General features: G+C 53.5%; 19 protein-coding genes, 1 pseudogene and 1 other annotated feature. Of the genes and pseudogenes, 17 read left to right on the forward strand and 3 right to left on the reverse strand.

What is annotated here, in order from left to right; translation table 11 throughout:
- The first annotated feature begins 15 nt into the window (after nucleotides 1–15).
- The 8 genes from RJD28_01165 (at nucleotide 16) to RJD28_01200 (ending at nucleotide 10,969) form a co-directional block, all read left to right on the forward strand.
- Complete coding sequence (locus RJD28_01165) at nucleotides 16–1,290, forward strand: 2-hydroxyacyl-CoA dehydratase family protein (GenBank protein ID WNV58208.1); 1,275 nt, start codon at nucleotides 16–18, stop codon at nucleotides 1,288–1,290.
- On the forward strand, nucleotides 1,284–2,966 hold the full coding sequence (locus RJD28_01170; GenBank protein WNV58209.1) for an acyl-CoA dehydratase activase: 1,683 nt from the start codon (nucleotides 1,284–1,286) through the stop codon (nucleotides 2,964–2,966). The genes RJD28_01165 and RJD28_01170 overlap by 7 nt, the downstream gene beginning before the upstream one ends.
- Before the next feature lie 190 nt (nucleotides 2,967–3,156).
- Nucleotides 3,157–3,555 (forward strand): hypothetical protein, encoded by a 399-nt coding sequence (locus RJD28_01175; GenBank protein WNV58210.1) that lies wholly within the window; start codon nucleotides 3,157–3,159, stop codon nucleotides 3,553–3,555.
- Nucleotides 3,556–3,564: 9 nt separating this feature from the next.
- Nucleotides 3,565–4,995 (forward strand): DUF5716 family protein, encoded by a 1,431-nt coding sequence (locus RJD28_01180; protein ID WNV58211.1) that lies wholly within the window; start codon nucleotides 3,565–3,567, stop codon nucleotides 4,993–4,995.
- Nucleotides 4,996–5,030: 35 nt separating this feature from the next.
- The gene (locus RJD28_01185) at nucleotides 5,031–5,843 is read left to right on the forward strand and encodes a DUF4194 domain-containing protein (protein ID WNV58212.1); all 813 of its coding nucleotides are present in this window, start codon (nucleotides 5,031–5,033) and stop codon (nucleotides 5,841–5,843) included.
- The gene (locus tag RJD28_01190; protein ID WNV58213.1) at nucleotides 5,731–9,111 is read left to right on the forward strand and encodes an SbcC/MukB-like Walker B domain-containing protein; all 3,381 of its coding nucleotides are present in this window, start codon (nucleotides 5,731–5,733) and stop codon (nucleotides 9,109–9,111) included. The genes RJD28_01185 and RJD28_01190 overlap by 113 nt, the downstream gene beginning before the upstream one ends.
- A 250-nt stretch (nucleotides 9,112–9,361) precedes the next feature.
- Nucleotides 9,362–10,543, forward strand: coding sequence for an iron-containing alcohol dehydrogenase (locus RJD28_01195; protein ID WNV58214.1), 1,182 nt, complete (start codon nucleotides 9,362–9,364; stop codon nucleotides 10,541–10,543).
- Nucleotides 10,544–10,573: 30 nt separating this feature from the next.
- Nucleotides 10,574–10,969, forward strand: a complete 396-nt coding sequence (locus RJD28_01200) for a thioesterase family protein (protein ID WNV58215.1) — start codon at nucleotides 10,574–10,576, stop codon at nucleotides 10,967–10,969.
- A 110-nt stretch (nucleotides 10,970–11,079) separates the two neighbouring features.
- Here the strand turns inward: RJD28_01200 and RJD28_01205 are convergent, their stop codons facing one another.
- From RJD28_01205 to RJD28_01215, 3 genes are all read right to left on the reverse strand, one after another.
- Nucleotides 11,080–11,718, reverse strand: a complete 639-nt coding sequence (locus RJD28_01205; GenBank protein WNV58216.1) for a hypothetical protein — start codon at nucleotides 11,716–11,718, stop codon at nucleotides 11,080–11,082.
- Nucleotides 11,719–11,777: 59 nt separating this feature from the next.
- Complete coding sequence (locus tag RJD28_01210) at nucleotides 11,778–12,341, reverse strand: hypothetical protein (GenBank protein WNV58217.1); 564 nt, start codon at nucleotides 12,339–12,341, stop codon at nucleotides 11,778–11,780.
- Nucleotides 12,342–12,493: 152 nt separating this feature from the next.
- On the reverse strand, nucleotides 12,494–12,850 hold the full coding sequence (locus RJD28_01215) for a helix-turn-helix transcriptional regulator (protein WNV58218.1): 357 nt from the start codon (nucleotides 12,848–12,850) through the stop codon (nucleotides 12,494–12,496).
- 561 nt (nucleotides 12,851–13,411) lie between these two features.
- On the opposite strand from RJD28_01215, the gene RJD28_01220 reads away from it, so the two are divergent.
- From RJD28_01220 to RJD28_01260, 9 genes and pseudogenes are all read left to right on the forward strand, one after another.
- On the forward strand, nucleotides 13,412–14,587 hold the full coding sequence (locus RJD28_01220) for a glycosyltransferase family 4 protein (protein WNV58219.1): 1,176 nt from the start codon (nucleotides 13,412–13,414) through the stop codon (nucleotides 14,585–14,587).
- Nucleotides 14,557–14,928, forward strand: coding sequence for a hypothetical protein (locus RJD28_01225; GenBank protein WNV58220.1), 372 nt, complete (start codon nucleotides 14,557–14,559; stop codon nucleotides 14,926–14,928). The genes RJD28_01220 and RJD28_01225 overlap by 31 nt, the downstream gene beginning before the upstream one ends.
- The gene (locus RJD28_01230) at nucleotides 14,894–15,157 is read left to right on the forward strand and encodes a VTT domain-containing protein (GenBank protein ID WNV58221.1); all 264 of its coding nucleotides are present in this window, start codon (nucleotides 14,894–14,896) and stop codon (nucleotides 15,155–15,157) included. The genes RJD28_01225 and RJD28_01230 overlap by 35 nt, the downstream gene beginning before the upstream one ends.
- A gap of 25 nt (nucleotides 15,158–15,182) precedes the next feature.
- Complete coding sequence (locus RJD28_01235) at nucleotides 15,183–16,088, forward strand: glycosyltransferase (protein ID WNV58222.1); 906 nt, start codon at nucleotides 15,183–15,185, stop codon at nucleotides 16,086–16,088.
- A gap of 144 nt (nucleotides 16,089–16,232) precedes the next feature.
- Nucleotides 16,233–16,504, forward strand: a binding site (T-box leader).
- A gap of 116 nt (nucleotides 16,505–16,620) precedes the next feature.
- Nucleotides 16,621–18,267: pseudogene (locus RJD28_01240) on the forward strand (2-isopropylmalate synthase).
- 194 nt (nucleotides 18,268–18,461) lie between these two features.
- Entirely contained in the window at nucleotides 18,462–19,295 is an 834-nt protein-coding gene (locus tag RJD28_01245) for an HAD-IIA family hydrolase (protein WNV58223.1), read from the forward strand.
- 39 nt (nucleotides 19,296–19,334) lie between these two features.
- The gene (locus RJD28_01250) at nucleotides 19,335–20,714 is read left to right on the forward strand and encodes an ABC transporter substrate-binding protein (GenBank protein ID WNV58224.1); all 1,380 of its coding nucleotides are present in this window, start codon (nucleotides 19,335–19,337) and stop codon (nucleotides 20,712–20,714) included.
- A 95-nt stretch (nucleotides 20,715–20,809) separates the two neighbouring features.
- Nucleotides 20,810–21,697, forward strand: a complete 888-nt coding sequence (locus RJD28_01255) for a sugar ABC transporter permease (GenBank protein WNV58225.1) — start codon at nucleotides 20,810–20,812, stop codon at nucleotides 21,695–21,697.
- Nucleotides 21,687–22,511, forward strand: coding sequence for a carbohydrate ABC transporter permease (locus RJD28_01260; protein ID WNV58226.1), 825 nt, complete (start codon nucleotides 21,687–21,689; stop codon nucleotides 22,509–22,511). Before RJD28_01255 ends, RJD28_01260 begins: the two co-directional genes overlap by 11 nt.
- Nucleotides 22,512–22,515: the final 4 nt, after the last annotated feature.

Raw genomic sequence — 22,515 nt, forward strand, 5'->3', positions numbered from 1 at the left:
AGTAACAGAAAAAGAATGTCAGTGGTAGATAAGTTTATTGATTACGTGCATGACGAGGTGGTGGAGCACCCGGAGAAAAGCTGGGAGAAGATGGTGTTCGGCTTCCAGGCCAACAAGCTGAAAACCCGGATTTTGCCGAAGAAAAACCTGTCGAAAGGCTATCAGAAGCTGGAGACAATGATGATGGCACTGGTGGCGGATGCGCTGAAGGATCAGGGAAGCTACGTGTGGGGCAATATTTTTGCACCCTGTGAGATCATGGAGGCACTGGGCCTTCGTACCCTTTCCATTGAGTGCCTGTCCTGCTATTTTTCCGGCTATCATCTGGAGGACTATTTCATCGACCGGGCGCAGAACAGCGGCATTGCACCGACCCTTTGCTCCTACCACAAGACGTTTATCGGCGGCGTGGAGAGCGGCGCGGTGAAACGCCCGGAATATGCGGTGACCACCTCCCTGTCCTGTGACGGCAACCTGAACACCTTCCGTTATCTGGAAAAAAAGATCGGCGTGCCGTACACGTTCCTGGATGTGCCGTACGCGGACGATGAGGCATCGGTGGACTATCTGGCAGAACAGCTGAAAGAATTTGCGTATCGTCTGGCGGAGCACTGCGGCAGAAGCTTTGACGAGGAAAAGTTAAAAGAGATCATCCGCACGGAAAACGAGACAAGAGATCTGCTGGAACAGTTTTTCCAGCTGCAGAAGGATCACTGGTATCCCGGGGAACTCATCAGCCACCTGTATCTCATGATGGGGACGCACCTGATGATGGGTACCAGGGAACTGCGGGATCTGGCGGCTTTTCTCGTGGAGGATATCCAAAAATATCCGGCCTTTGACGGCAAGCGCATCCTGTGGGTGCATCTCATGCCTTTTTATCAGGAAACGCTGAAAGAATATTTTAACGAAAATCAGAAATACCAGATCATTGCCAGCGATATGGAGCTGGACGGCCCGAGACATCTGGATGAGAATGCCCCGTTCCGGGCGCTGGCACAGAAGATCATTGCCAACCTGTTCAACGGTTCCTATTCTCATAAGGCGAAGGTCATCGGCGATCTGGCGGAGGAATTACAGCCCGATGCGGTCATCCATTTCTGCCACTGGGGCTGCAAGCAGGCGGCGGGCGGCAGTATTCTTCTGAAAGAAAAAATGCAGGAGCTGGGCATCCCCATGCTGATCCTGGACGGGGACGGCATCGACCGGCGCAACAGCCATGACGGACAGATCCGCACAAGGCTGGAAGCATTTCTGGAAATGCTGGAGGCGGAGCAGAAAGTATGTTAGGTTATATTTGTAAATACACGCCGGTGGAGATTTTTGAGGCCATGGGCATCGAGACGAAGCGGATCGAGCCGGAGGTGACCAGCTTCGGGCAGGCCGATCTGCGCATGCATCCCAACATCTGCAGCTTTGCTAAGGGGGTGCTGGAGGATGTGATGGCTGGGGACTATGACGGCCTGATCCTCACCACCTGCTGTGACAGCATCCGGCGGCTGTACGATGTGCTCAAAGAGCAGTACCCGGAGAAATTTATCTATATTCTGGATGTGCCGCGGATCACCAAGGAAGCGGGCATTACCCTGTATGAGCAGCGCATCCGTGCCATGATCAGAGCCTGCGAATCCTATTACGGGAAAACTTTTGAGGAAACGAAGCTGGCAGAGATCCTGGCGGCCAGAAAGGACAGTGCGCCGATTTCCGTCAGCCCGAACCGGGCCAAAGGAACGCTGAACATTGGCATTGCCGGTGCCAGGGCCGGACAGCTGCTGAAGGACATTCTGGAGGAACAGGGCGTGCACACGGCCTTTGACCTGACGTGCACCGGCCTGGATCGGAAGGTTCTCTATGAGCCGGAGCAGGTGCTGACCGGCTACACGAGAGGACTGCTGAGCCAGTTTCCGTGCATGCGGATGGAGGCGGCGTCCAACCGGGACGAGCTGATCTTACGCTACGCGGACAGCGTGGACGGCATCATTTACCATACGGTACAGTTTTGCGACAATTATGCATATGAATACGCCTGGCTGAAAGGGATTTTGAAGAAACCCATGCTGCTGCTGGAGACGGATTATACAAAACAGAGCAGAGGGCAGGTGCTGACAAGAATTGAGGCTTTCCTGGAATCGCTGGGCAAGGCGCGGGGAGGCCCGAGAGACATCGGAGGGGACGGCATGAAATATGTACTTGGCGTGGACAGTGGTTCCACATCCACCAACGCGGTTATTATGGACAGCGACCGGCATCTGCTGGCGTCGGCGGTGGTGCGCACCGGTGCCAAGGCCGGGGAGAGCGCAGATCGGATTCTGACGGAGGTGCTGGAAAAAGCGGGCCTGAGAAGAGAGCAGCTTTCCTGGATCGTATCCACCGGGTATGGCCGGGTCAGCATTCCCTATGCGGATGAAAATGTGACGGAGATCAGTTGCCATGGCCGGGGCGCCCATTATTTTAACCCGGATATTCGGACAATCTTGGATATCGGCGGGCAGGACAGCAAGGCCATCCGCCTGAAAGCGGACGGCGAAGTGGCGGATTTCGTCATGAATGATAAATGTGCGGCGGGCACGGGCCGTTTCCTGGAAATGATCGCCCGGACGCTGGAAGTGGACATTGACGATCTGGGGCCCATCGCCCTGCAGTCCACGGAGGAGATCGAGATCACCAGCATGTGTTCGGTATTTGCCGAGTCCGAGGTGATTTCCCTGATCGCCAACAATAAGGAAAAAGCAGACATTGCCAACGGCATCTGCCGTTCCATCGCGGGCAAGGCCTGGTCGCTGATGAAGCGGGTGGGCATGGAGCCGGGCTTTATGATGACCGGCGGCGTGGCCAAGAATCCGGGGGTGGTGAAAGCTGTGGAAGACCGGATCGGCGCCAAACTGTATATATGCCCGGAGCCGGAGATCGTGGGCGCGGCGGGAGCTGCGCTGTATGCGCTGGATCGAGTGACAGGTAAGGTGTAAAGTGATGAGCGCAAAAGAAAAGGAAGCGACGTCGAAGACGGCATTTACTTTTCTTGCGCCATCAGCGAACGAACTATCTGCAATAGCAGATGATAAAGCGCGTCAGCGCGGGTTCGTGAGCCTGAGTTCGTGCTACACTGTGAAAATAAGCACGGAAGTGTGAATGATAATAAAAAGCGGAGGGAAAACGATGAACAGCAACAATCCAAAGTATGTGGGAAAGAAGAGAAAGACCAGTCCGGTGCCGTATTTTGCGGTGCTGGCATTTCTGATCCTGGCTTACCTGATTTCCTCAAAACTGCGAAGCTCCAATCAGGAGGAGCGTCTGTCTGGCATCAAGGTGGAGAAGGAGGTCAGTGTGCTGCTGACAGAGCTGGGCTATCCGGGGGATGACCCGACGGTGGCACCGGCTGACGGCTGGGAGTGGCAGGAGGACGAGGATCCCCAGTGCTGGCTCAATCCGGAGACCGGCGGCAGAATGGTGCCGGTGCTGAAGGAAGACAGTACGCTGGATCACTGGTATTATTTAAGCTCTCACGGCAAGACATACGTGATCCAGGAAGATGGCACCTACGTGCCGGAGGAGTAATTTACAAAGATGCAGTTAATGTATGAGATCCCGGACAGCTTCTGGAGCCTGTTCCGGTCAGTCAACAGGGCCGCCTATATGGAGGCCCTGTTGATTCTGAATGAAGAATATCAATATAACAATTATTTTCTGAGCAGGGATGTGTGTATACAGATCCTTGGTGATTTTTACGCAAAAAAACGGGTGGCCCTTGCCCGGGAGGACAACGAGAACGACCAGGAGGCCAGCGAGCCCCCCGCGTCCCGGATCCTGAACTGGCTCATCCGCACGGGCTGGCTGCGGCGGCAGGAGGATTATGAGAGTCTGACGGCAAACATCGTCATTCCTGATTACGCGGCGGTATTTCTGGAGGCCTTCGAGCGGCTCACTCAGGAGGACAGCGGCGAGACCGACATCTATATTCAGAACATTTATGCCACGCTTTTTTCCTTTCGCACAGCGCCCACGGCCAACGAAGGCATGCTGAAAACAGCGCTCATCAACACGCGGCAGCTGAACCGGTCGCTGCAGACGATGCTTCACAGTATGGAGGGGTTTTTCGGGCGTCTGCTGGAACAGACCGATTACGGTGCCCTGCTGGGTGAGCATCTGAACGGTTACGTGGAGGATGTGGTGGGTCAGAAATATCATATCCTGAAAACCGGGGACAATTTTTACCGCTATAAAACGGATATCAAAAAATGGCTCCGGGAAATGCGGGAGGACGAGGACTGGCTGGCAACGCTGCCCCATGCGGAGGAGACGCTGGATCTCGTCGATGCCATTGAGCGGGGGTTTGACGATATCGAGCACCGGATCGAGAGCATTGACCGGGAGCACAGCAAATATGTCCGGGCCACGGTGACGAGACTGGGGTATCTGCTGAACCGGGAGGAGGACATGAAGGGCCTGCTGGTGCAGCTGATGACGGCCATTGGCGGGGAAAATATGGATGAGCGGCTTGCGGAAGCCGCCGGGCGGATGAACCTGTCCAGTCTGGACATTCTTTCGGAAAAATCCCTGTACAAGCCGAGAAAGCTCCGGGCGGATTTCATCAGCCAGATGGAAGAGCGGGAGGAAGAGACGCCCCAGCTGTCTACCAGAGAGGTGCTGCGCCTGAACCGGATGCAGGGCCGCTACAGCCGGAAAGAGATCCGGGAATTTCTGGACAGCCATGCCAGGGACGGCGTGTTCCGGCCTGACGGCGATTCTGTGCGGACACCGGCGGATTTTGAGAAACTCATTCTGGCCTATGACGACAGCCTGCGCCGGGACAGCCGCTATGTGGTGACGGACACCGGGAAGCGGATACAGGCCAATGGATACAGTTATCCGGCGCTGATCTTCACAGAAAAGAAGAAAGAATCTGCCTCGAAGACCGGTGATATTACGGATAAGGATAACCAACAGATAGAGGTCGAATGGGATGAGACTGCGAATCGGGTCGGCCAGCTGAATTGACAGGTTGAAATCGGGAAGGCAGAAGGAGACGTGAAATGATAGAATACTACGAGCAGCTGATGAATGAGGAGCAGCAGGAGCTGACCCGCATCATCAAGCTTTTATTCCGGCAGACGTTTTTGCTGGAGCATAAATATGAAAAAAGAAGCGGCCGGTTTGTGCCCAGCCAGGACTTCCGCATTGCAGACCGGCATCTGGAATTTCTGAAAGCTTATTTTGCCGTGGCTGGCATCCAGGTGTGTGAAAACAGTCATATGGGGCTGATCTATTTGCAGGGAGAAACGATTGTGGGGGAGAAGCTGCCACGGCTGGCCAGCATTTATGTGTTGGTGCTGAAGCTGATCTATGACGAGCAGATGGCAGCGGCGTCCTCCAGTGTGCAGGTGCATACAACGCTGGGTGAGGTCAATGGCCGGGCCGGTGAGTTTGGCCTGTTGAAAACCACCCCGTCCCCCACGGAGCTTCGCCGGACGGTTACCTTGCTGAAACGGTATCAGATCGTGGAGCCGCTGGACGTGATGGAGGATCTGGGGGCGGAGAGCCGACTGGTCATCTATCCCAGTATCCAGGCCGTGCTGCTGGGCGACGATATCCGGGCGCTGCTGAAACTGTACAGTGGCAGTACCGAAGACAGCGAGGAAACGGTGGACAGCAGAGAAGCCGAAGAAGAAGTGGCGGAAGATAATGATGAGGATACAGCAGATAGCAGTGAAAACGACGGAAAGGAGAATTCGATTGGAGAATCAGAAGACGACGGAAGAGAAGCCCTTTCAGGCGCTGTCTCGGATCTGCCTGAACAACTGGCATTACATAGACAAAAAAGTGCTGTCTTTCCGGGACGGCATTAATTTCTTTACGGGCCATTCCGGCAGCGGAAAATCCACCGTCATTGACGCACTGCAGGTGGTGCTCTACGCCAACACGGACGGCCGGGCATTTTTCAACAAGGCGGCGGCGGATGATTCCGACCGAAGCCTCATCGAGTACCTGCGGGGCATGGTGAGCATCGGCGATAACGACGAATTTTCCTATCTGCGGAACCGGAATTTTTCCAGTACCATCGTGCTGGAGCTGACCCGGACGGACACCGGGGAGCGGGAGTGTATCGGCATCGTCTTTGATGTGGAGACGGCCTCCAACGACATTTCCCGGATGTTTTTCCGCCACAGCGGGCCGCTGCCGGAGCATCTGTACCGGAAGGAAAAGCGGTGCATGGCGGCAGCCGAGGTGCGGGAGTGGATGCAGACGAATTTTTCTGCGGAGGATTATTTCTGCACGGGACATAATGAGCGGTTCCGCCGCCAGCTGTATGAAAATTATCTGGGCGGTCTGGATATGGAAAAATTCCCGCTGCTGTTCAAGCGGGCCATTCCCTTCCGCATGAACATCCGGCTGGAGGATTTTGTCAAAGAATACATTTGTATGGAAAAAAATATCCGCATCAGTGATATGCAGGAGAGCGTGCTCCAGTATGGCCGCCTGCGGAAAAAGATCGAGGATACCCAGGCGGAGGTGCGGGCGCTGGAAGAGATCTGTGACGGTTCTGCCAAAGCGGCGGCACTGGAGGAAAAAGAGGGACGGCTTTCCTATGCTCTGGGCCGTCTGTCGGTAAAACGGCAGCGGGAGCTTTTGACCTCCCTTTCTGCCCAGCGGGACAACGCGGGCAAGGATGTGGCGCTGCTCAAAGAAAAAGAGACGCAGCTGCAGGAACAGATCACAAAGGCGCGGACAGAACTGGAGGAGATCATTGGCCGCCAGAAAAGCAGTGGCTGTGAGGAAATTCAGGCGCAGCTGGAGGCGGTGCGCGAGGTCATCCATCATCTTCACGGCAGCCGGGAGCGGTGGCAGCGCACCAGCGAGGCCCTTTCCGGCTGGGAGGAACTGGAGGATGCGCCCAACCAGATGCTGTGGGATATCGAGAAATTCCAGGAGCAGTCCATCACCGAGGAAGAACTGCAGCGATTGAAACAGGCCATTGCCGATCTCCTGAAGGAAAAACAGGAGGAAGAGCGGGAACTCCGGGGCCGTCAGCGGGAGCTGAAACGGCAGAGGAAGCAGACGGAAGAAGAGTTAAAGGAATTAAAACAGGGCCGGAAAGCCTACCCCAGGGAGCTGCATGAGGCACAGCAGCTGCTGCGCAAAGCCCTGCGGGAGCAGGCCGGAAAACCGGTGGAGGTCCATGTGCTGGCGGATCTGCTGGACATCCGGGATGAGACGTGGCGGAATGCGGCAGAAGGATATCTGGGTAACAACCGGCTGGCGCTGGTGGTGGAGCCTGCCTATGCGGCGGCGGCCATGGAGATTTACCGGAACATGGATCGGAAGAAATACTGCCGGGTGGCGGTGCTGGATACCGAGAAAATCGCAGCCGGTGGTTTCCGCATCCAGGAGGGCTCTCTGGCGGAGGAACTGGTAACCGATGTGCCCTACGTGAAGGACTGTATTGCTTTCCTGCTGGGACGGGTGCGCAAATGCCAGACCGTGGAGGAGCTGCGGGGCAGCGGCACCGGTGTGACGCCGGATTGCCTGTGTTACCGGGGGTTCCGGCTCTGGCACATGAACCCGGAGGATTACACCCGTCGGGCGTACATTGGCGAGGTCAGCCTGCGGGGCCGGATCCGGCGGCTGGAAGAGACGCTGGAAGGGCTGGCAGAGCAGGAGGCAGAGACCCAGGAGCAGCTGGCAGCGTATGAGCAGCTGTTTTCCATGGAAACGCTGTCCTATGCGTCTGCAGATTACATGGGCTGGCTGGCAGACATGCGCCAGATCAAAGGAAAAGAAAAGGAACAGCAGGCGCTGGAAAAGCGGCTGGAGCAGCTGCGCACCTCTGACCTGCAGGCGCTGGAAGAGCAGAAGCAGGCCTGTGAAGAGCAGATCCGGGACAAGGAGGCAACGCTGCGGGGTATCATCGGTGATATCCGCAGCCGGGAGGATGCCATTTCGGACATGAACCGGGCGCTCATCGGCGAGAACGTGCAGCTGGAAGAGCTGAACCGGGCATTCCCGGTGGATGCGGCCAAAGAAACGGCGCTGCGGGAACATCAGGAGGCTGTGTCGGGACAGGAGAGCTTTGAGGCGGCGGAAAACCGGCTGAACCGGGAAATCCGGCGGCTCCGGCAGAGTGCAGAGGAAGCCTATGCGCAGCTGACAGAACAGAAGACCGCCTACCTGCGGGCCTACCCCAACCGGAGCTTCCCGGCATCGGATAAGGACTGCACGCCCTACGCGGAGCTGTTGTCCCAGCTGTCCTGCAAGGATCTGGAAACTTTCCAGAAGAAAGCCCAGGAGCAGGCCCGGGCATCGGCAGAACATTTCCGGGACGATTTTATTTTCAAGATCCGCAGCGCTATCCGGGAGGCCATCCAGCAGAAAGACGAGCTGAACCGGGTCATCCGGCGGCTGAATTTCGGAAAAGACCGTTACGAATTTGTCATTTCTAAAAATAAAGGAATGGACGGCAAGTACTACGATATGTTCATGGATGATGCGCTGCAGATCCAGCCGTCAGGGCTGCCGGATCAGATGGAAAACCAGCTGAACCTGTTTACCATGGAGCACGAAAGCCAGTATGCGGACGTGATGAACGAGCTGATCTCCATTTTCATCCCGCCGGAAAATGCCACACCGGAGGAGCTGGAGGAGGCCAAGCGAAATATGGCGAAATACTCCGACTACCGGACATACCTCTCCTTCGATATGCAGCAGATCGTGGCAAACGAGGACGGCAGCGTCATGAAGCTTTCCTTAAGCAAAATGCTGCGCAAAAACTCCGGCGGCGAGGGGCAGAACCCCCTGTATGTGGCACTTCTGGCAAGCTTTGCCCAGGCGTACAGGATCCATTCTCCCATTCAGGGACGGCGGATGCCCACCCTGCGGCTGGTGGTGCTGGACGAAGCCTTTTCCAAGATGGATGCGGAGAAGGTGGCCAGCTGTATCGAGCTGATCCGGGGGCTGGGCTTCCAGGCCATCATCAGCGCCACCAACGACAAGATGCAGAACTATCTGGAAAATGTGGACAAGACCTTTGTGTTTGCCAACCCGAATAAAAAGAGCATTTCCATCGAAGCCTTCGAGCGGGAAGAATTTGCGGAACTGCGTGGTACGTTAGAAGATTAACAGTCTGAATTTTTGGAACAGATGCCGAAAAACCAAAATTTTTAAAAGAGAATCTCGTTAAGAAAGTGTAAAAACAGGGAGAGAACAGGAATGTACAGAAAAAAGTACATGATTGTTCTCTCCTTTTGGTTGCGAAATGCGGGAAAAGATGGTATTATGTGTTCGTTAAATAACAAACAAGAAAAAACAACAATAACAAACGAACAAACAGGAACAACAAACAAAAGCAGACAAGCAAAGGAGAAAAAGCATGAGCAGATTTACATTACCCAGAGATATTTATCACGGAAAAGGATGTCTTGAAGAGCTGAAGAACCTGAAGGGCAAGAAGGCTGTCCTCGTTGTTGGCGGCGGTTCCATGAAGAAACAGGGCTTCCTGGATCGCGCAGTTGCATACCTGAAGGAAGCAGGTATGGAAGTACAGCTGATTGAGGGTGTTGAGCCGGATCCGTCCGTTGAGACTGTTATGAAGGGCGCAGCTGTGATGAGAGAGTTCGAGCCTGACTGGATCGTATCCATGGGTGGCGGTTCCCCTATCGACGCAGCAAAGGCTATGTGGGCATTCTACGAGTACCCGGATACCACCTTCGAGGATCTGTGCATTCCGTTCAATTTCCCGGAGCTGCGTCAGAAAGCAAAATTTGCAGCCATCCCGTCCACTTCCGGCACGGCAACAGAGGTAACTGCATTCTCCGTAATCACCAACTATCAGACCGGTGTGAAATATCCGCTGGCTGACTTCAATATCACCCCGGATGTGGCAATCGTTGATCCCGATCTGGTTGCAAACCTTCCGACAAAACAGGTGGCTTACACCGGTATGGACGCACTGACCCACGCCATCGAGGCATACGTTTCCACCCTGCACTGTCCTTTTACTGATCCGCTGGCACTGCAGGCCATCGAGATGGTACTGGAAGACCTTCCGGCTTCCTACAGAGGCAATATGGATGCCAGAGAGCAGATGCACTACGCACAGTGCCTGGCTGGTATGTCCTTCTCCAACGCTCTGCTGGGAATCGTACATTCCATGGCACACAAGACCGGCGCTGCCTTCTCCACCGGACATATTCCGCACGGATGTGCAAATGCTATTTACCTTCCGTACGTAATCCGTTATAATGCAAAGGAGCAGACCGCTGCATCCAGATATGCAGAGATCGCACGCAGAATGGGACTGGACGGCACATCCGAGAAAGCACTGATCAACAGCCTGTGCGAGAAGATCGACGACTTTAACAGACAGCTGAACATTCCGAAGACGCTGAAAGAGTTCGGCATCAACGAGGAAGAGTTCAAGGAGAAGGTTGCCAAGATCGCAGAGCTGGCCGTTGGCGACGCCTGCACCGGTTCCAATCCGAGAGCCATCGATCCGGCAGCAATGGAGAAACTCCTGACCTGCACATACTACGGAACAGAGGTGGACTTCTAATCTGATTGAATCAAAGAGGAGGCACAAGCAATGAAGGAATTGAAAGCCGGCATAATCGGCAATGATGAAGTGATCGTAACAGAGGCAAACACAGCAGCAGCCATGGGAAGCGGTACCCTCCCGGTATTTGCCACACCGGCACTGGTAGCGCTGATGGAGAAAACCGCCCAGGAAAGCGTACAGGATGCGCTGGAGGAAGGCTGCGGCAGCGTGGGAACCTTGATCTGCGCCAAGCATGTGAGCGCTACCCCCATTGGCATGAAAGTCACATGTAAGAGCGAACTGGTGGCAGTAGAAGGCCGGAAGCTGGTGTTCAAGATCACGGCCAGCGATGCCTGCGGAATTGTGGGAGAAGCTGATCATGAGCGCTTTATCATCCAGAACGAGAAATTCCTGAAGAAAGCCAACTCTAAAAACGAGCAGTAACTTTTTCATGCTTTGATACGAATTTCCATAAAAATAGAACATGTAAACCAGAAGAGGGTATGCGTTCGGCCTGTGGGCCGGGGCATACCCTCTTTTGGACAGAGCTGTGATTATTTCAGAGGCAAGGGGCAGATTCCCTTAGAATTCTTATCCACTGTATACAAAATCCCGTTATAAATATCGCACCCATAAGAAGCATTATAATCCCCTGCCGCTGCCACAACCTCGGGCTGTGCATCACCGGAAAGGGCCAGTTTCATGAGCGCATTGTCCTGTTCAAAATAGATGGCGTTTTCATCCGCATTGATGAGCCGGATGGAAAGCGGTTTGTCGGAAGTGAAGAGTTCCCGATCATGATTCCCCTGTAAATCGCACAGGCGAAGGGTGGATTCGTCGCTTTGATAAACGATGGCATCATTCATAAAGAGACACTGTTTTTCGTAAATATCAGCAATATGCTGCCTGTTTTCTCCAAAAAGCGGTGTGAATGTCAGTTCGTTGAAAGCTTCATCCTTGTAGCAGACTTCATAGAGCCCATGATACAGCTGTGCCGAGGCAGCACAGTCCAGTGCCGGAGCCGGGGTGCCGTTGGCAAAGGCGGTGGGATCGCTGTCACACAGGTCACTGTTTTGGTAGAGCTGCGCGTAGGAATTGGAGGCGTCCAGCGGCATTAGACTGCCATCATCCTGCACCTCATAGGCGGCGGTGCCATCGGAAGAGCTTCCCGTTACGAATAAGATATTGTTCAATGCATGTACGGTGAAACTTTTGCCTTCCAGCAGACAGGTGATGCCCGTTCCGTCAGCACTCAGCGATATAGTTTATTTTCCAGGGCAGGCTGGGACGTCTCTGCCGAAGTTCCCATTTTGGTATAGAAAAGAAAGCCGTTAGATGCGGTCATACTGAAAATGCTGCCGGATTCCTCCGTGGTTCCAAGCAAACTCCCGCTGGTATCCCGTATCTGTAAGCCAGAGGATGGATCCCGGAGGCAGAGTTTGCCATCCAGGACAACCAGACTGCGGTTGTAGGGGTTGAGTGCCTGAGCAGATGACGCTTCTTGTGTCGATGCGTTATTTTCACCGGAGAGGGAGGCGCTCGCAGAAGAATTTCCAGATGCGTCTGCCCCATTTTTTGTGGTATTAGTGTCCCCATCTGCTATTGTTGCGCTATCTGCGTTTTCATCCGTTATTGCTGCGGAATCTTTGTTTTCATCGGCTGTTCCTGTAGCATTTCCCTCTTCATCGGTTGTTTCTTGGGAAGCCTCTGTCTGTGTATCTGCATTTCCGTTGTTGCTACATCCGGTGAACGCAAAGCCACACGCCAAGGTCAGTAGGGAAAGGGAGAGAAATTGTTTGAGGATTTTATTTTTCATATGCTTCGCCTCTTTTCTGTAAAATAAAAATCAAGCTTCTTTCCCTGTATTTTACAGGATAAGCAAGAAAAAATCATTATTTTTGAAATATTTCAAATAAAAAGTTGCAAAGAAAGTCACCTGTTCTTTTCACGAGGAACAGAGCGGCCTGCTTATTTCTGATATTCTGCCAGCTGGGTGAGTTCTTTCATTCGTTTGAGGCATTCCTGCTGGCCGGTGGAATTCAGCATATGGAAATAAGCCAGAAGTCTTGCTTCCTGAGAGGAAAGATGCTCTGCGTAAGTGTGGGCTCTTTGAAGCATGTTTTGAGATGGTTCCTGATCGTACAGGGATAACGGGCTGATTTCCAGAACGGCAGCGATTTTTTGAACAGTGCTGTTATGAGGGTTGGAATTTTTCTTTTCAAACTGGCCGACCGCGGCAGCAGAAATGCCGAGTTTTTCGCCCAGTTCTTTTTGTGTGAGTCCGGCATTTTTCCGAGCCCGGCGGATATTTTCTCCAATGTCCATGATGGGTGCTCCTTTTGTATTGACAGATTTAAAAAAAATTCTTATACTATATTTAACAAGACAGCCGGAAGATAGATGAAGCCTATCCGTCCCGGCGCAATAAGTTGCTAAGTAAGCTGCCTATTCTTTTTGCGGGGAACAGGGCGGCTTACTTATTTTTCAAATTCAAAATTGCAACGATTAAGAGACCAAATGTCAGAATAACCATGAATTCCTCATATGTACTCATAAGCATCACATCCTCCTGTCAAGAATCAGAACGGATGACATGCACGCCCTCCCGGCTGCCCGGGTAAATATATTATTTTGTGTGGATTTTAGTTTAACATATCTATACATAAAAATAAAGTCAAAGCTTTAAAATAAAACTTTGACTTTATTTATAATGATATTCTTTATTTGAAAAATTTCTTATACTCCTCCATTGTGTCGGTGATTTTGTCCAGAAAACAGGGCGCCGACTCGAATCTTTCAGAAAATCTTTAAAAAATCTTTAACCTTTATAGAGGGGAAACTTATACTTTGCATGTTATCGTAAGAACAAGAAACGAGGGATGCAAAGTGAAAATCTTACTGACAAGTGACTGGTACGAACCGGTCGTCAACGGCGTGGTGACGTCTGTGCGCAATCTGAAACGGGAACTGGAAAAAAGGGGACATGAGGTGCGGGTGCTCACCTTATCGGAAAACCGGGATTCCAGGAAAGAGGGGGATGTTTATTACATCCACTCCCACAGTGCAGGGCTTGTTTATCCCAATGCCCGGGTGACGCTGCCTGTTGCCCATCCGTATGTGCAGGAGCTGATGGACTGGAAGCCGGACATTGTGCATTCTCAGTGCGAGTTCACCACCTTCTGGTTTGCAAGGCGGATCGCTTTCCGCACCGGCGCACCGCTGATCCACACGTACCATACCATCTATGAAGACTATACCCATTATTTTTCTCCCAATAAAGCAATGGGAGCTGCGGCAGCCCGCCTGCTTTCCAGAAAAGTGCTGGATCAGACGGACGCCGTCATTGCGCCCACGAAAAAAGTAAAAGCGATCCTGGAGCGCTACATGGTGGAACCGGCCATTTTTACGATTCCTACGGGCATCGATCTGGCTCCGTTTGCCGATGGCGTCCGGGAAAAACAGCTGCGCACGCCCGTTGCCGATGAGGCGCCGGTGCTCATCACCGTGGGGCGGCTGGCAAAAGAAAAAAATATCGAAGAAATTCTGGAATTGCTGGCAGACGCGCGGGGACAGCAGTACCGGTATCTCCTGGTGGGGGACGGCCCTTACCGGGAAGTGCTGGAAGCAAAGGTGCAGGCGCTGGGGCTGACCGACCGCGTCATCTTTGCCGGGATGGTTTCCCCGGAACAGGTTGCTTCCTATTATAAAAAGGGTGACATTTTTGTCTGTGCCTCCGGCAGCGAGACCCAGGGGCTGACGTATATTGAGGCGCTGGCTTCCGGGCTGCCGCTGGTGTGCCATAAGGATGCCTGTCTGGAGGATGTGCTCACGGACGGGTATAACGGCTGGCAGTATGAAAATGCGCAGGGATTTTTTGACGGCCTGGAAAATCTGTGGAAAAGCGGGGACAGCTACCGAGAGGCTTCTGCCCATGCGGCAGAGCAGGCCCATATTTTCTCCGCGGCACATTTTGCAGAGCAGGTGGAGCACGTCTACCGGCTGGCGCTGTGGAGCGAAAAGGAGGCGGAGCAATGGAACGGGAACAGCTGCGCGGCAATCTGATAAAACTGCTGACGGCGGTGGGCCTTGTGCTGATGTGTGGCTTCGTTGTCTACGGGATCGCTGCGGGGCTTTTCACCTCTCAGCAGAAAATGGAGGTATTCTTACGGCCCGCAGGACTGTGGGCGCCGCTGCTTTTCACGGCGCTGCAGGCCATCCAGGTGGTGATCCCGATCCTGCCCGGCGGCATCGGTTGTCTGGGCGGCGTGCTCATGTTCGGGCCGGTGATGGGTTTTCTCTATAATTATGTGGGCATCTGCCTCGGCTCGGTGGCGGCTTTTCTGTTATCCAAGCGGTACGGGCAGCCTTTTGTCCGGTCTGTGGCGGGGGGAGCGCACCTATGAAAAATACGCCGGGTGGCTGGAAAAGGGAAACAGGTTTGACACCTTTTTTGCACTGGCGATTTTCTTCCCGGTGGCGCCGGACGATTTTCTCTGCTATCTGGCGGGGCTGACCCGCATGAGTCTGAAAAAGTTTTCAGCTATTATTTTTCTGGGAAAACCGGCGTCCATCGCCCTGTACAGTCTGGGGCTGCACAGCATCATGGCGCTTCTGGCAGCCCAGAGTGTTTAATATATATAGAAGGGATGGGGCGGATATGAAACTGTTGCTGTATACAGGGGGCCGCAGCCTGGTGGAAAAAAGCGGTATCGGGCGGGCCATTGCCCATCAGGAGCAGGCATTTGCGGCAGGCGGCCTGGATTATACGGAAAATGCGAAGGATGCATACACGGAAATTCATCTGAACACGGTTTTCCCGGATTCTCTCTGGATGGCGAGAAAAGCCAGAAAACAGGGGAAGCGGGTGATCTATCACGGGCATTCCACGCGGGAGGATTTTTGCAATTCCTTTGTAGGCTCCAATCTGCTGGCGCCGCTGTTCGGCAAGTGGCTCCGGCTGTGCTACAATTCGGCGGATCAGGTGGTGACGCCCACACCCTATGCGGCAAGGCTGCTGGGCACCTACGGGCTGAAGTCATCGGTGGAGGTCATTTCCAACGGGGTGGACACGTCCTTTTTCTGCAGAGAAAAGGGGGATGGAGCCCGGTTCCGCCGTGCCTTCGGCCTGGCAGAGGAACAGCCGGTGGTGATGTCCGTGGGGCTTCCCATTGCGCGGAAGGGCATTCTGGATTTCCTGGCGCTGGCAGAGCGTTTTCCGCAGGTGACCTTTTTCTGGTTCGGGGCGCTCACAGGCGCTCTGCTTCCGCCCAGAATCAAACATGCCCTGCAGCAGGCACCGGACAATGTGCGTTTTCCGGGATACGTGGGCCGGGAGACGCTGCGGGATGCCTACGCGGGCAGTGACCTGTTTCTTTTTCTCACAAAGGAAGAGACCGAGGGTATTGTGGTGCTGGAAGCGCTGTTCATGAAGATTCCGGTGCTGATCCGGGACATCCCGGTGTACGACGGCTGGCTGGAGCACGGGGTGAATGTATACAAGAGCAGCAGTCTGGAGCAGTTTCGGACGATGATGGCGCGGATGCTGCAAAAAGGAAGCACCTGACCTGACGGAAGCGGGCTTTCGCACGGCCGCGGGAAGAGATATCCATGTGATCGGGCAGTGTTACCGGCAGCTTGCCGCGTGTCTATGATATCATTTGCAAATTCCCTCTTCCATTTTTTCAGAGAATGTGTTATCATGCATCTATCAAATGCGATGAAAAGGAATAGTATCTCTGAACCTGATTGCAGAAAGCTGCTGGGTGATGCGAAGCAGCAGACGGAACAGAGGGAACTCGCCTTGGAGCAGCTGCTCGAAATCCCGCGGGAGAGTAGGTGTAGACGGAAGCCCACCGTTACAGGGGAAGAGCATACGATATCAGGAGAGAATCAAGTATCTGGTGTCCGTGCTTACAGAGTGCATGAGATTGATCATGAATTAGAGTGGTACCGCGTAAGACATAGTCTTTCGTCTCTAATCGCTTCCGGGCAGTGAGATGAAGGGCTTTTTTTATACCTTATACTTAACCTATACCGATCTGTCGGAAGTATCACTTTGTGTGGATAGTTTGAACGAAGAAAAGGAGAGAATGAAGATGCAGAATTACAAAAAGTATCAGAGAGGTTATTTCCTGCCCCCAGTACCATCCAATGAGTGGGTAAAGAAGGATTACATTGAGAAGGCACCCATCTGGTGCAGCGTGGACCTGCGGGACGGCAACCAGGCGCTGATCGAGCCCATGAGCCTTGACGAGAAGATAGAATTTTACAAAATGCTGCTGGAGATCGGTTTCAAGGAGATCGAGGTAGGTTTCCCGGCAGCCTCCGATACCGAGTATCAGTTCTTAAGAACACTGATCGAGAATGATATGATCCCCCAGGATGTGACGATCCAAGTGCTGACCCAGGCAAGAGAGCACATCATCCGCAAGACCTTCGAGGCCATCAAGGGAGCACCCAACGTGGTGGTACATCTGTACAATTCTACATCCGTGGCACAGCGGGAGCAGGTATTTAAGAAGTCCAAGGAAGAGATCATGAAGATCGCTGTGGATGGCGCCAAGCTTCTGGAGGAGCTGGCCCAGGGCGAGGAAGGCAACATCACCTTCGAGTACAGCCCGGAGTCCTTCCACGGCACAGAGGTGGACTATGCCCTTGATGTGTGCAACGCCGTGCTGGACGTATGGCAGCCCAGACCGGACCGGAAGATCATCGTGAATATTCCGGCAACGGTGGAGACCGCCATGCCGCACGTATTTGCCAGCCAGATCGAGTACATCAGCAAGAACATCAAATATCGTGATAACGTGGTACTTTCCATCCATCCGCACAACGACAGAGGCTGCGGCGTGGCTGACGCAGAGCTGGGCGTACTGGCGGGCGCAGACCGGGTAGAGGGTACCCTGTTCGGCAACGGCGAGAGAACCGGTAACGTGGATCTGGTAACCGTAGCCATGAATATGTATGCTTACGGCGTGAACCCGGAGCTTGACTTCTCCAACATGCCGTCCATCGAGGCACGCTACGAGCGCCTCACCAGAATGAAGGTACATGAGCGGCAGCCTTATGGCGGTTCTCTCGTATTTACCGCCTTCTCCGGTTCCCATCAGGATGCCATTGCCAAGGGTATGGCTTACCGGGAAGCACAGGAGCGGGATTACTGGACCGTGCCTTATCTGCCCATCGATCCCGAGGATGTGGGAAGAACGTACGATTCTGATGTTATCCGCATTAACAGCCAGTCCGGTAAAGGCGGCGTGAACTATATCCTGAAGCAGAGTCATGGCATCTCCCTGCCGGATAAGATGCGTGAGGAGATGAGCTACACCGCGAAACGGGTATCCGACCAGGCCCATCAGGAGCTGACACCGGAGTGGATCTACCAGATCTTCTGCGACAACTATATCAATGTGGACAAGAAGTTCCACATCACCGAGTGCCACTTCGTTCAGGAGGACGGCATTCAGGCCAAGGCAACGGTGGAGAGCGAAGGCCGCACCGCCGTCATCAACGGACAGGGCAATGGCCGTCTGGATGCGGTGAGCAACGCCATCCGCAGCTATCTGGATGTGGACTACGAGCTGGTGGACTACGAGCAGCACTCCCTGACCAAGGGTTCTTCCTCCAAGGCTGTTTCCTATGTGTCCATCACCAAGGACGGACAGACCTTCTGGGGTGTGGGCATCGACGAGGATATCATCAAATCCTCCTACCAGGCACTGGAAGTGGCGGTGAATAAGATTCTGGACTAATCTGTTCATAAGAATATTCGAGTGAACTGTTTACAAGACTTTTACAAAAACAGAGTTCTGTTTTAAAACAAAAAAGAATATGCTTTCCTGCAGGGGAAACCGGGTTTCGGCCCGGTTTCTTTTTTTTTTGTTGCGTGAATGGCGCGGCTGAACTGTTTTTATTGTAATGAGAAGGAGGAAATCATATGCTGACAGATAAACAATTATTTTTATTTGATATCGATGGAACGCTTTGCCTGGGGGATACGTGGATCGACGGCGCCAGAGAGCTGCTGGCGCTTTTGAAGGCCCAGGGGAAGCACTATCTTTTTCTTACCAACAATTCCACCAAAAGTCAGCTGGATTATGTGGAAAAGTTTCAGAAAATGGGGCTGACTGTGGATAAAGAAGAAATCCTGACGGCATCCATGGCCACGGGCATTCTCCTGCGGGATCTGTATCCGAACCGGAAGTTTTACGCGCTGGGTACCCGTTCCTTTGAGGAAGAGATGCGAAGCTACGGGGTGGAGCTGACCACGGACCCGGCGGAGGCAGAAGGGCTGCTGGCGGCTTACGATGCGGAGCTTACCTATGGCAAACTGGTGGACGCCTGCCACATTTTACAGCGGGCGGAGCTTCCCTTCATTGCCACCAACCCGGATCTGGTGTGCCCAGACGAGGTGGGCTTTGTGCCGGACTGCGGTTCCATCTGCCAGATGCTGGAGAACGCCACAGGCCGGAAACCCCGGTATGTGGGAAAGCCCAGTTCTTTTATGGTGAAATATGCGCTTCAGAAGCAGAAGATGCACAAGAGCCAGGCGGTTTTTGTGGGCGACCGGATGTACACGGACATTCTGTGCGGCGTCAAGGCAGGGGTGGACACCATCGCCGTGCTGACCGGAGAAGTGCAGGAAAAGGATCTGCCGCAGTACGAATACCAGCCCATCTATGTGTATCCTTCTGTAAAGGAGGTTTACAAAGACCTAACAAGAGGTTTACCGGGAGATGTAGCTAATCTTTACAAAAGGGCAGTAGGATAGCACTTGTAACGAGAACACAACAAAATGAGGAGACAGAACATGAAAAACAAATTTGTGAAAATGACAGCAGCCGTTCTGGCAGGCATGATGCTTCTGACAGGCTGCGGACAGAGTGCAGATTCTACCGGCGCAGCAAATGACAGCGCAGCACAGGGAACGGAAAATACGACAGCGGATGCCGCAGCAGACAGCACGGCTTCTGGTGATAAAGTAAAGATCGAGTACTGGCACTGCAACGCAGAGACCCAGGGAGGGCTCACCGTTGACGAGCTGGTGAAGCAGTTTAACGAACAGAACGACCACATTGAGGTTGTGGCAAAATACAACCCGGATATGTACAAAGGTCTGATGCAGAACCTGCAGGCAGAGACCGCAGCAGGCAACACGCCGGCGCTGGTGCAGATCGGCTGGGCGTTCCTGGACTATTTCTCCAACAACTTTTCCTACACCACACCCCAGCAGGCCATCGACAAGTTCGACACCGAAGACAAGGATTTCCTGAGTGACAATTTCCTACCCAACGTGCTGGATCTGGCAGTGAACAGCAACGGCGAGCAGGTGGGCATCCCCTATTCCTTAAGCAGCCCGGTACTGTTCATCAACCGTGATCTGTTAAAAGAGGCAGGCCTTTCCGAGGATGGCCCGCAGACATGGGAAGAGGTGAAGCAGTTTGCAGAGACTGTGAAAGAGAAGACTGGAAAATATGGCTTCTACATGCAGGAGCCCGCAGACTTCTGGGCACAGCAGGGCCTCATCGAGAGCAACGGCGCCAGCATGCTGACCACAGACGCTTCCGGCAAAGCCCAGGCAACCTTTGCTTCTGACGAGGGCGTGGAGGCATTCCAGCTGTACGCAGACATGGTAAAGGATGAGAGCGCCCTGCACATTTCCTGGGAAGAAGGCTGCCAGAGCTTCATCGACGGCAACGTGGCCATGATGTATACCACCATTGCCAGACGGGCAGCCGTACAGAAGAGCGCCCAGTTCGATGTGGCAACGGTGAAATCCCCCACCTGGGGCGACAAGGCCCGCAAGGTACCGGCAGGCGGCTGCTTCCTGGCCATCACCGCCCAGAGCGACGAGCAGATCCAGGCAGCATGGGAGTTTGAAAAATACCTGTACAGCGTAGAGTCTATGGCAGCATGGACCATCGGCACCGGCTATGTACCGCCGAGAAAAGATGTGGCAGACGCAGAGAACGGCCTGAAATCCTTCCTGGCAGAGAACGAGATGATGAACGCAGCCATCGAGCAGATGGACGGCGTGGTATCCTGGACTTCCTTCCCGGGAGACGCAGGACTGCAGGCAGAGCAGTTGCTTCTGGACATGAGAGACCAGATCCTGGGCGGCCAGGTGAGCGTGGCTGACGGTCTGAAAAATACACAGGATCAGATTAACGCCCTTCTGGACGCACAGTAAGACAGAAATAGAAGGAAGATTACATGGAAGAATTCCCGCAGACAGCCGGAACCAGACCGGGGCCTGCGGGTTCTCTCATACAGGAGGCCTCTGATTTGAACGAAAAGAAGAAAAATACCGTGTTGGGATATGTGTTTCTCATCCCGTCACTCATCGTCTTTGCAGCGTTTATGTTTTATCCGCTGGCGAAAACCATTTACCTGAGCTTTTTCGACTGGAACATGATCAAACCAGTGAAAAAGTTCGTGGGACTGGCCAACTACAAGCTGATTTTTGCCGATCCCAACACGTACAAAATTATTGGAAATACCGTGGCTTATATTCTGATCCTGCTGGTGGTGAACTTCATCGCGCCGTACATCTTATCCTTTATCCTGTCGGCGGTGATCAAAAAAAAGAAAAATTTTTACAAGGCAGCCTTTTTCCTGCCCAGCGTGATCTCTCTGGTGGTAGGTTCCATCCTGTACACCTGGATCTTAAATCCCATCTCCGGGCCGGTGGCCATCATCGCCAAAGCCTTCGGCATCACCCTTCCCATCTGGTCGAAAACCGAGGGCTGGGTCATCGCGGTGCTCAGCGTTATCACCTCCTGGAAGGTGTTTGGCTATAACTTTATCGTCATTCTGGCCGGGGTGTCCGGGGTATCCACAGAGGTCATCGAGGCGGCCCGGCTGGACGATGTGCCCAACTGGAAAATCTTCCGGGATATCGTGGTGCCCATGAGCTCCGCCACTGGCATTTACGTGTTTATCATCACCATTGTACAGGGGCTCCAGTATGTGTTTACCCCCATCAAGGTGGTGACCCAGGGCGGCCCCAACTATGCCAGCTCCAACATGATCTACCAGTCGTACCACGAGGCGTTCACCCTGTACCGCACCGGCGTGTCCTCGGCAGTATCCGTGCTGACCATGGCGCTGTTCATCGTTCTGCTGCTGTTGGAATTCCGGTTTGTGGAGAAAGGGGTATACTATGAAAACTAATCATCGACAGATCGGCTGGCATATTTTGCTGTGCATCATCGTATTTCTGCTGCTGATGCCCATTATTTTTGCCGTATCCAATTCCTTCAAGACGCTGACGGATGCGTTCAACACCGTTTTCCAGGTGATCCCGCTGCATCCCACGCTGGAAAACTACATCCATGTGTTTGAGAAGCTGCCCTTTGTGCGCATCACCCTGAACACCTTTGCCATCGCGGCGGTGGTGACCATCTTCAAGACCATCACCAGCCTGTTTGCGGCGTACAGCTTCGTTTATTTTGATTTTAAGGGAAAAGGGCTGCTCTATTTTATCATGCTGGCAACCATGTTCATCCCCTTTACGGTGACCATGATCCCCAACTACCTGACCATCTCAAAAATCGGTCTGGCGGATACGCTGTTTGGCGTGATGCTGCCCCAGCTGGCGGATGTGCTGGGTATTTTCCTGCTGCGCCAGTCCATGCGGGGCATTCCCAAATCCCTCATTGAGGCGGCCAAAATGGAAAATGTGGGAAACTTAAAAATCATGCGGGACATTGTGATCCCCCTGGTGAAGCCGTCCCTGATCTCCACCGGCATTATTTTCTTTATCAATTCCTGGAATGAATACGTGTGGCCGGTGCTGATCCTGAAAACCAAGGAAAACTACACCCTTTCGCTGGCGCTGCAGATGTATATCAGCTCCGAGGGCGGTACGGAATTCACCATCGCCATGGCGGTGTCTGTCATGACCATGCTCATCCCGCTACTGCTGTACATCGTGTTCCAGCGCTATATCATCAATACCTTTGCCATGTCCGGCATCAAGGGCTGACGGG

This window comes from Oscillospiraceae bacterium NTUH-002-81, from assembly GCA_032620915.1.
In the GTDB taxonomy this organism is placed as follows: domain Bacteria; phylum Bacillota; class Clostridia; order Lachnospirales; family Lachnospiraceae; genus JAGTTR01.

What these genes read in the sequence shown, in the direction of transcription:
- RJD28_01185 (WNV58212.1), top strand. Translation starts at nt 5,031, where the DNA reads ATGATAGAATACTACGAGCAGCTGATGAATGAGGAGCAGCAGGAGCTG.
- RJD28_01250 (WNV58224.1), top strand. Translation starts at nt 19,335, where the DNA reads ATGAAAAACAAATTTGTGAAAATGACAGCAGCCGTTCTGGCAGGCATG.
- RJD28_01200 (WNV58215.1), top strand. Translation starts at nt 10,574, where the DNA reads ATGAAGGAATTGAAAGCCGGCATAATCGGCAATGATGAAGTGATCGTA.
- RJD28_01170 (WNV58209.1), top strand. Translation starts at nt 1,284, where the DNA reads ATGTTAGGTTATATTTGTAAATACACGCCGGTGGAGATTTTTGAGGCC.
- RJD28_01180 (WNV58211.1), top strand. Translation starts at nt 3,565, where the DNA reads ATGCAGTTAATGTATGAGATCCCGGACAGCTTCTGGAGCCTGTTCCGG.
- RJD28_01175 (WNV58210.1), top strand. Translation starts at nt 3,157, where the DNA reads ATGAACAGCAACAATCCAAAGTATGTGGGAAAGAAGAGAAAGACCAGT.
- RJD28_01245 (WNV58223.1), top strand. Translation starts at nt 18,462, where the DNA reads ATGCTGACAGATAAACAATTATTTTTATTTGATATCGATGGAACGCTT.
- RJD28_01165 (WNV58208.1), top strand. Translation starts at nt 16, where the DNA reads ATGTCAGTGGTAGATAAGTTTATTGATTACGTGCATGACGAGGTGGTG.
- RJD28_01235 (WNV58222.1), top strand. Translation starts at nt 15,183, where the DNA reads ATGAAACTGTTGCTGTATACAGGGGGCCGCAGCCTGGTGGAAAAAAGC.
- RJD28_01215 (WNV58218.1), bottom strand. Translation starts at nt 12,850, where the DNA reads ATGGACATTGGAGAAAATATCCGCCGGGCTCGGAAAAATGCCGGACTC.
- RJD28_01260 (WNV58226.1), top strand. Translation starts at nt 21,687, where the DNA reads ATGAAAACTAATCATCGACAGATCGGCTGGCATATTTTGCTGTGCATC.
- RJD28_01210 (WNV58217.1), bottom strand. Translation starts at nt 12,341, where the DNA reads ATGAAAAATAAAATCCTCAAACAATTTCTCTCCCTTTCCCTACTGACC.
- RJD28_01225 (WNV58220.1), top strand. Translation starts at nt 14,557, where the DNA reads ATGGAACGGGAACAGCTGCGCGGCAATCTGATAAAACTGCTGACGGCG.
- RJD28_01195 (WNV58214.1), top strand. Translation starts at nt 9,362, where the DNA reads ATGAGCAGATTTACATTACCCAGAGATATTTATCACGGAAAAGGATGT.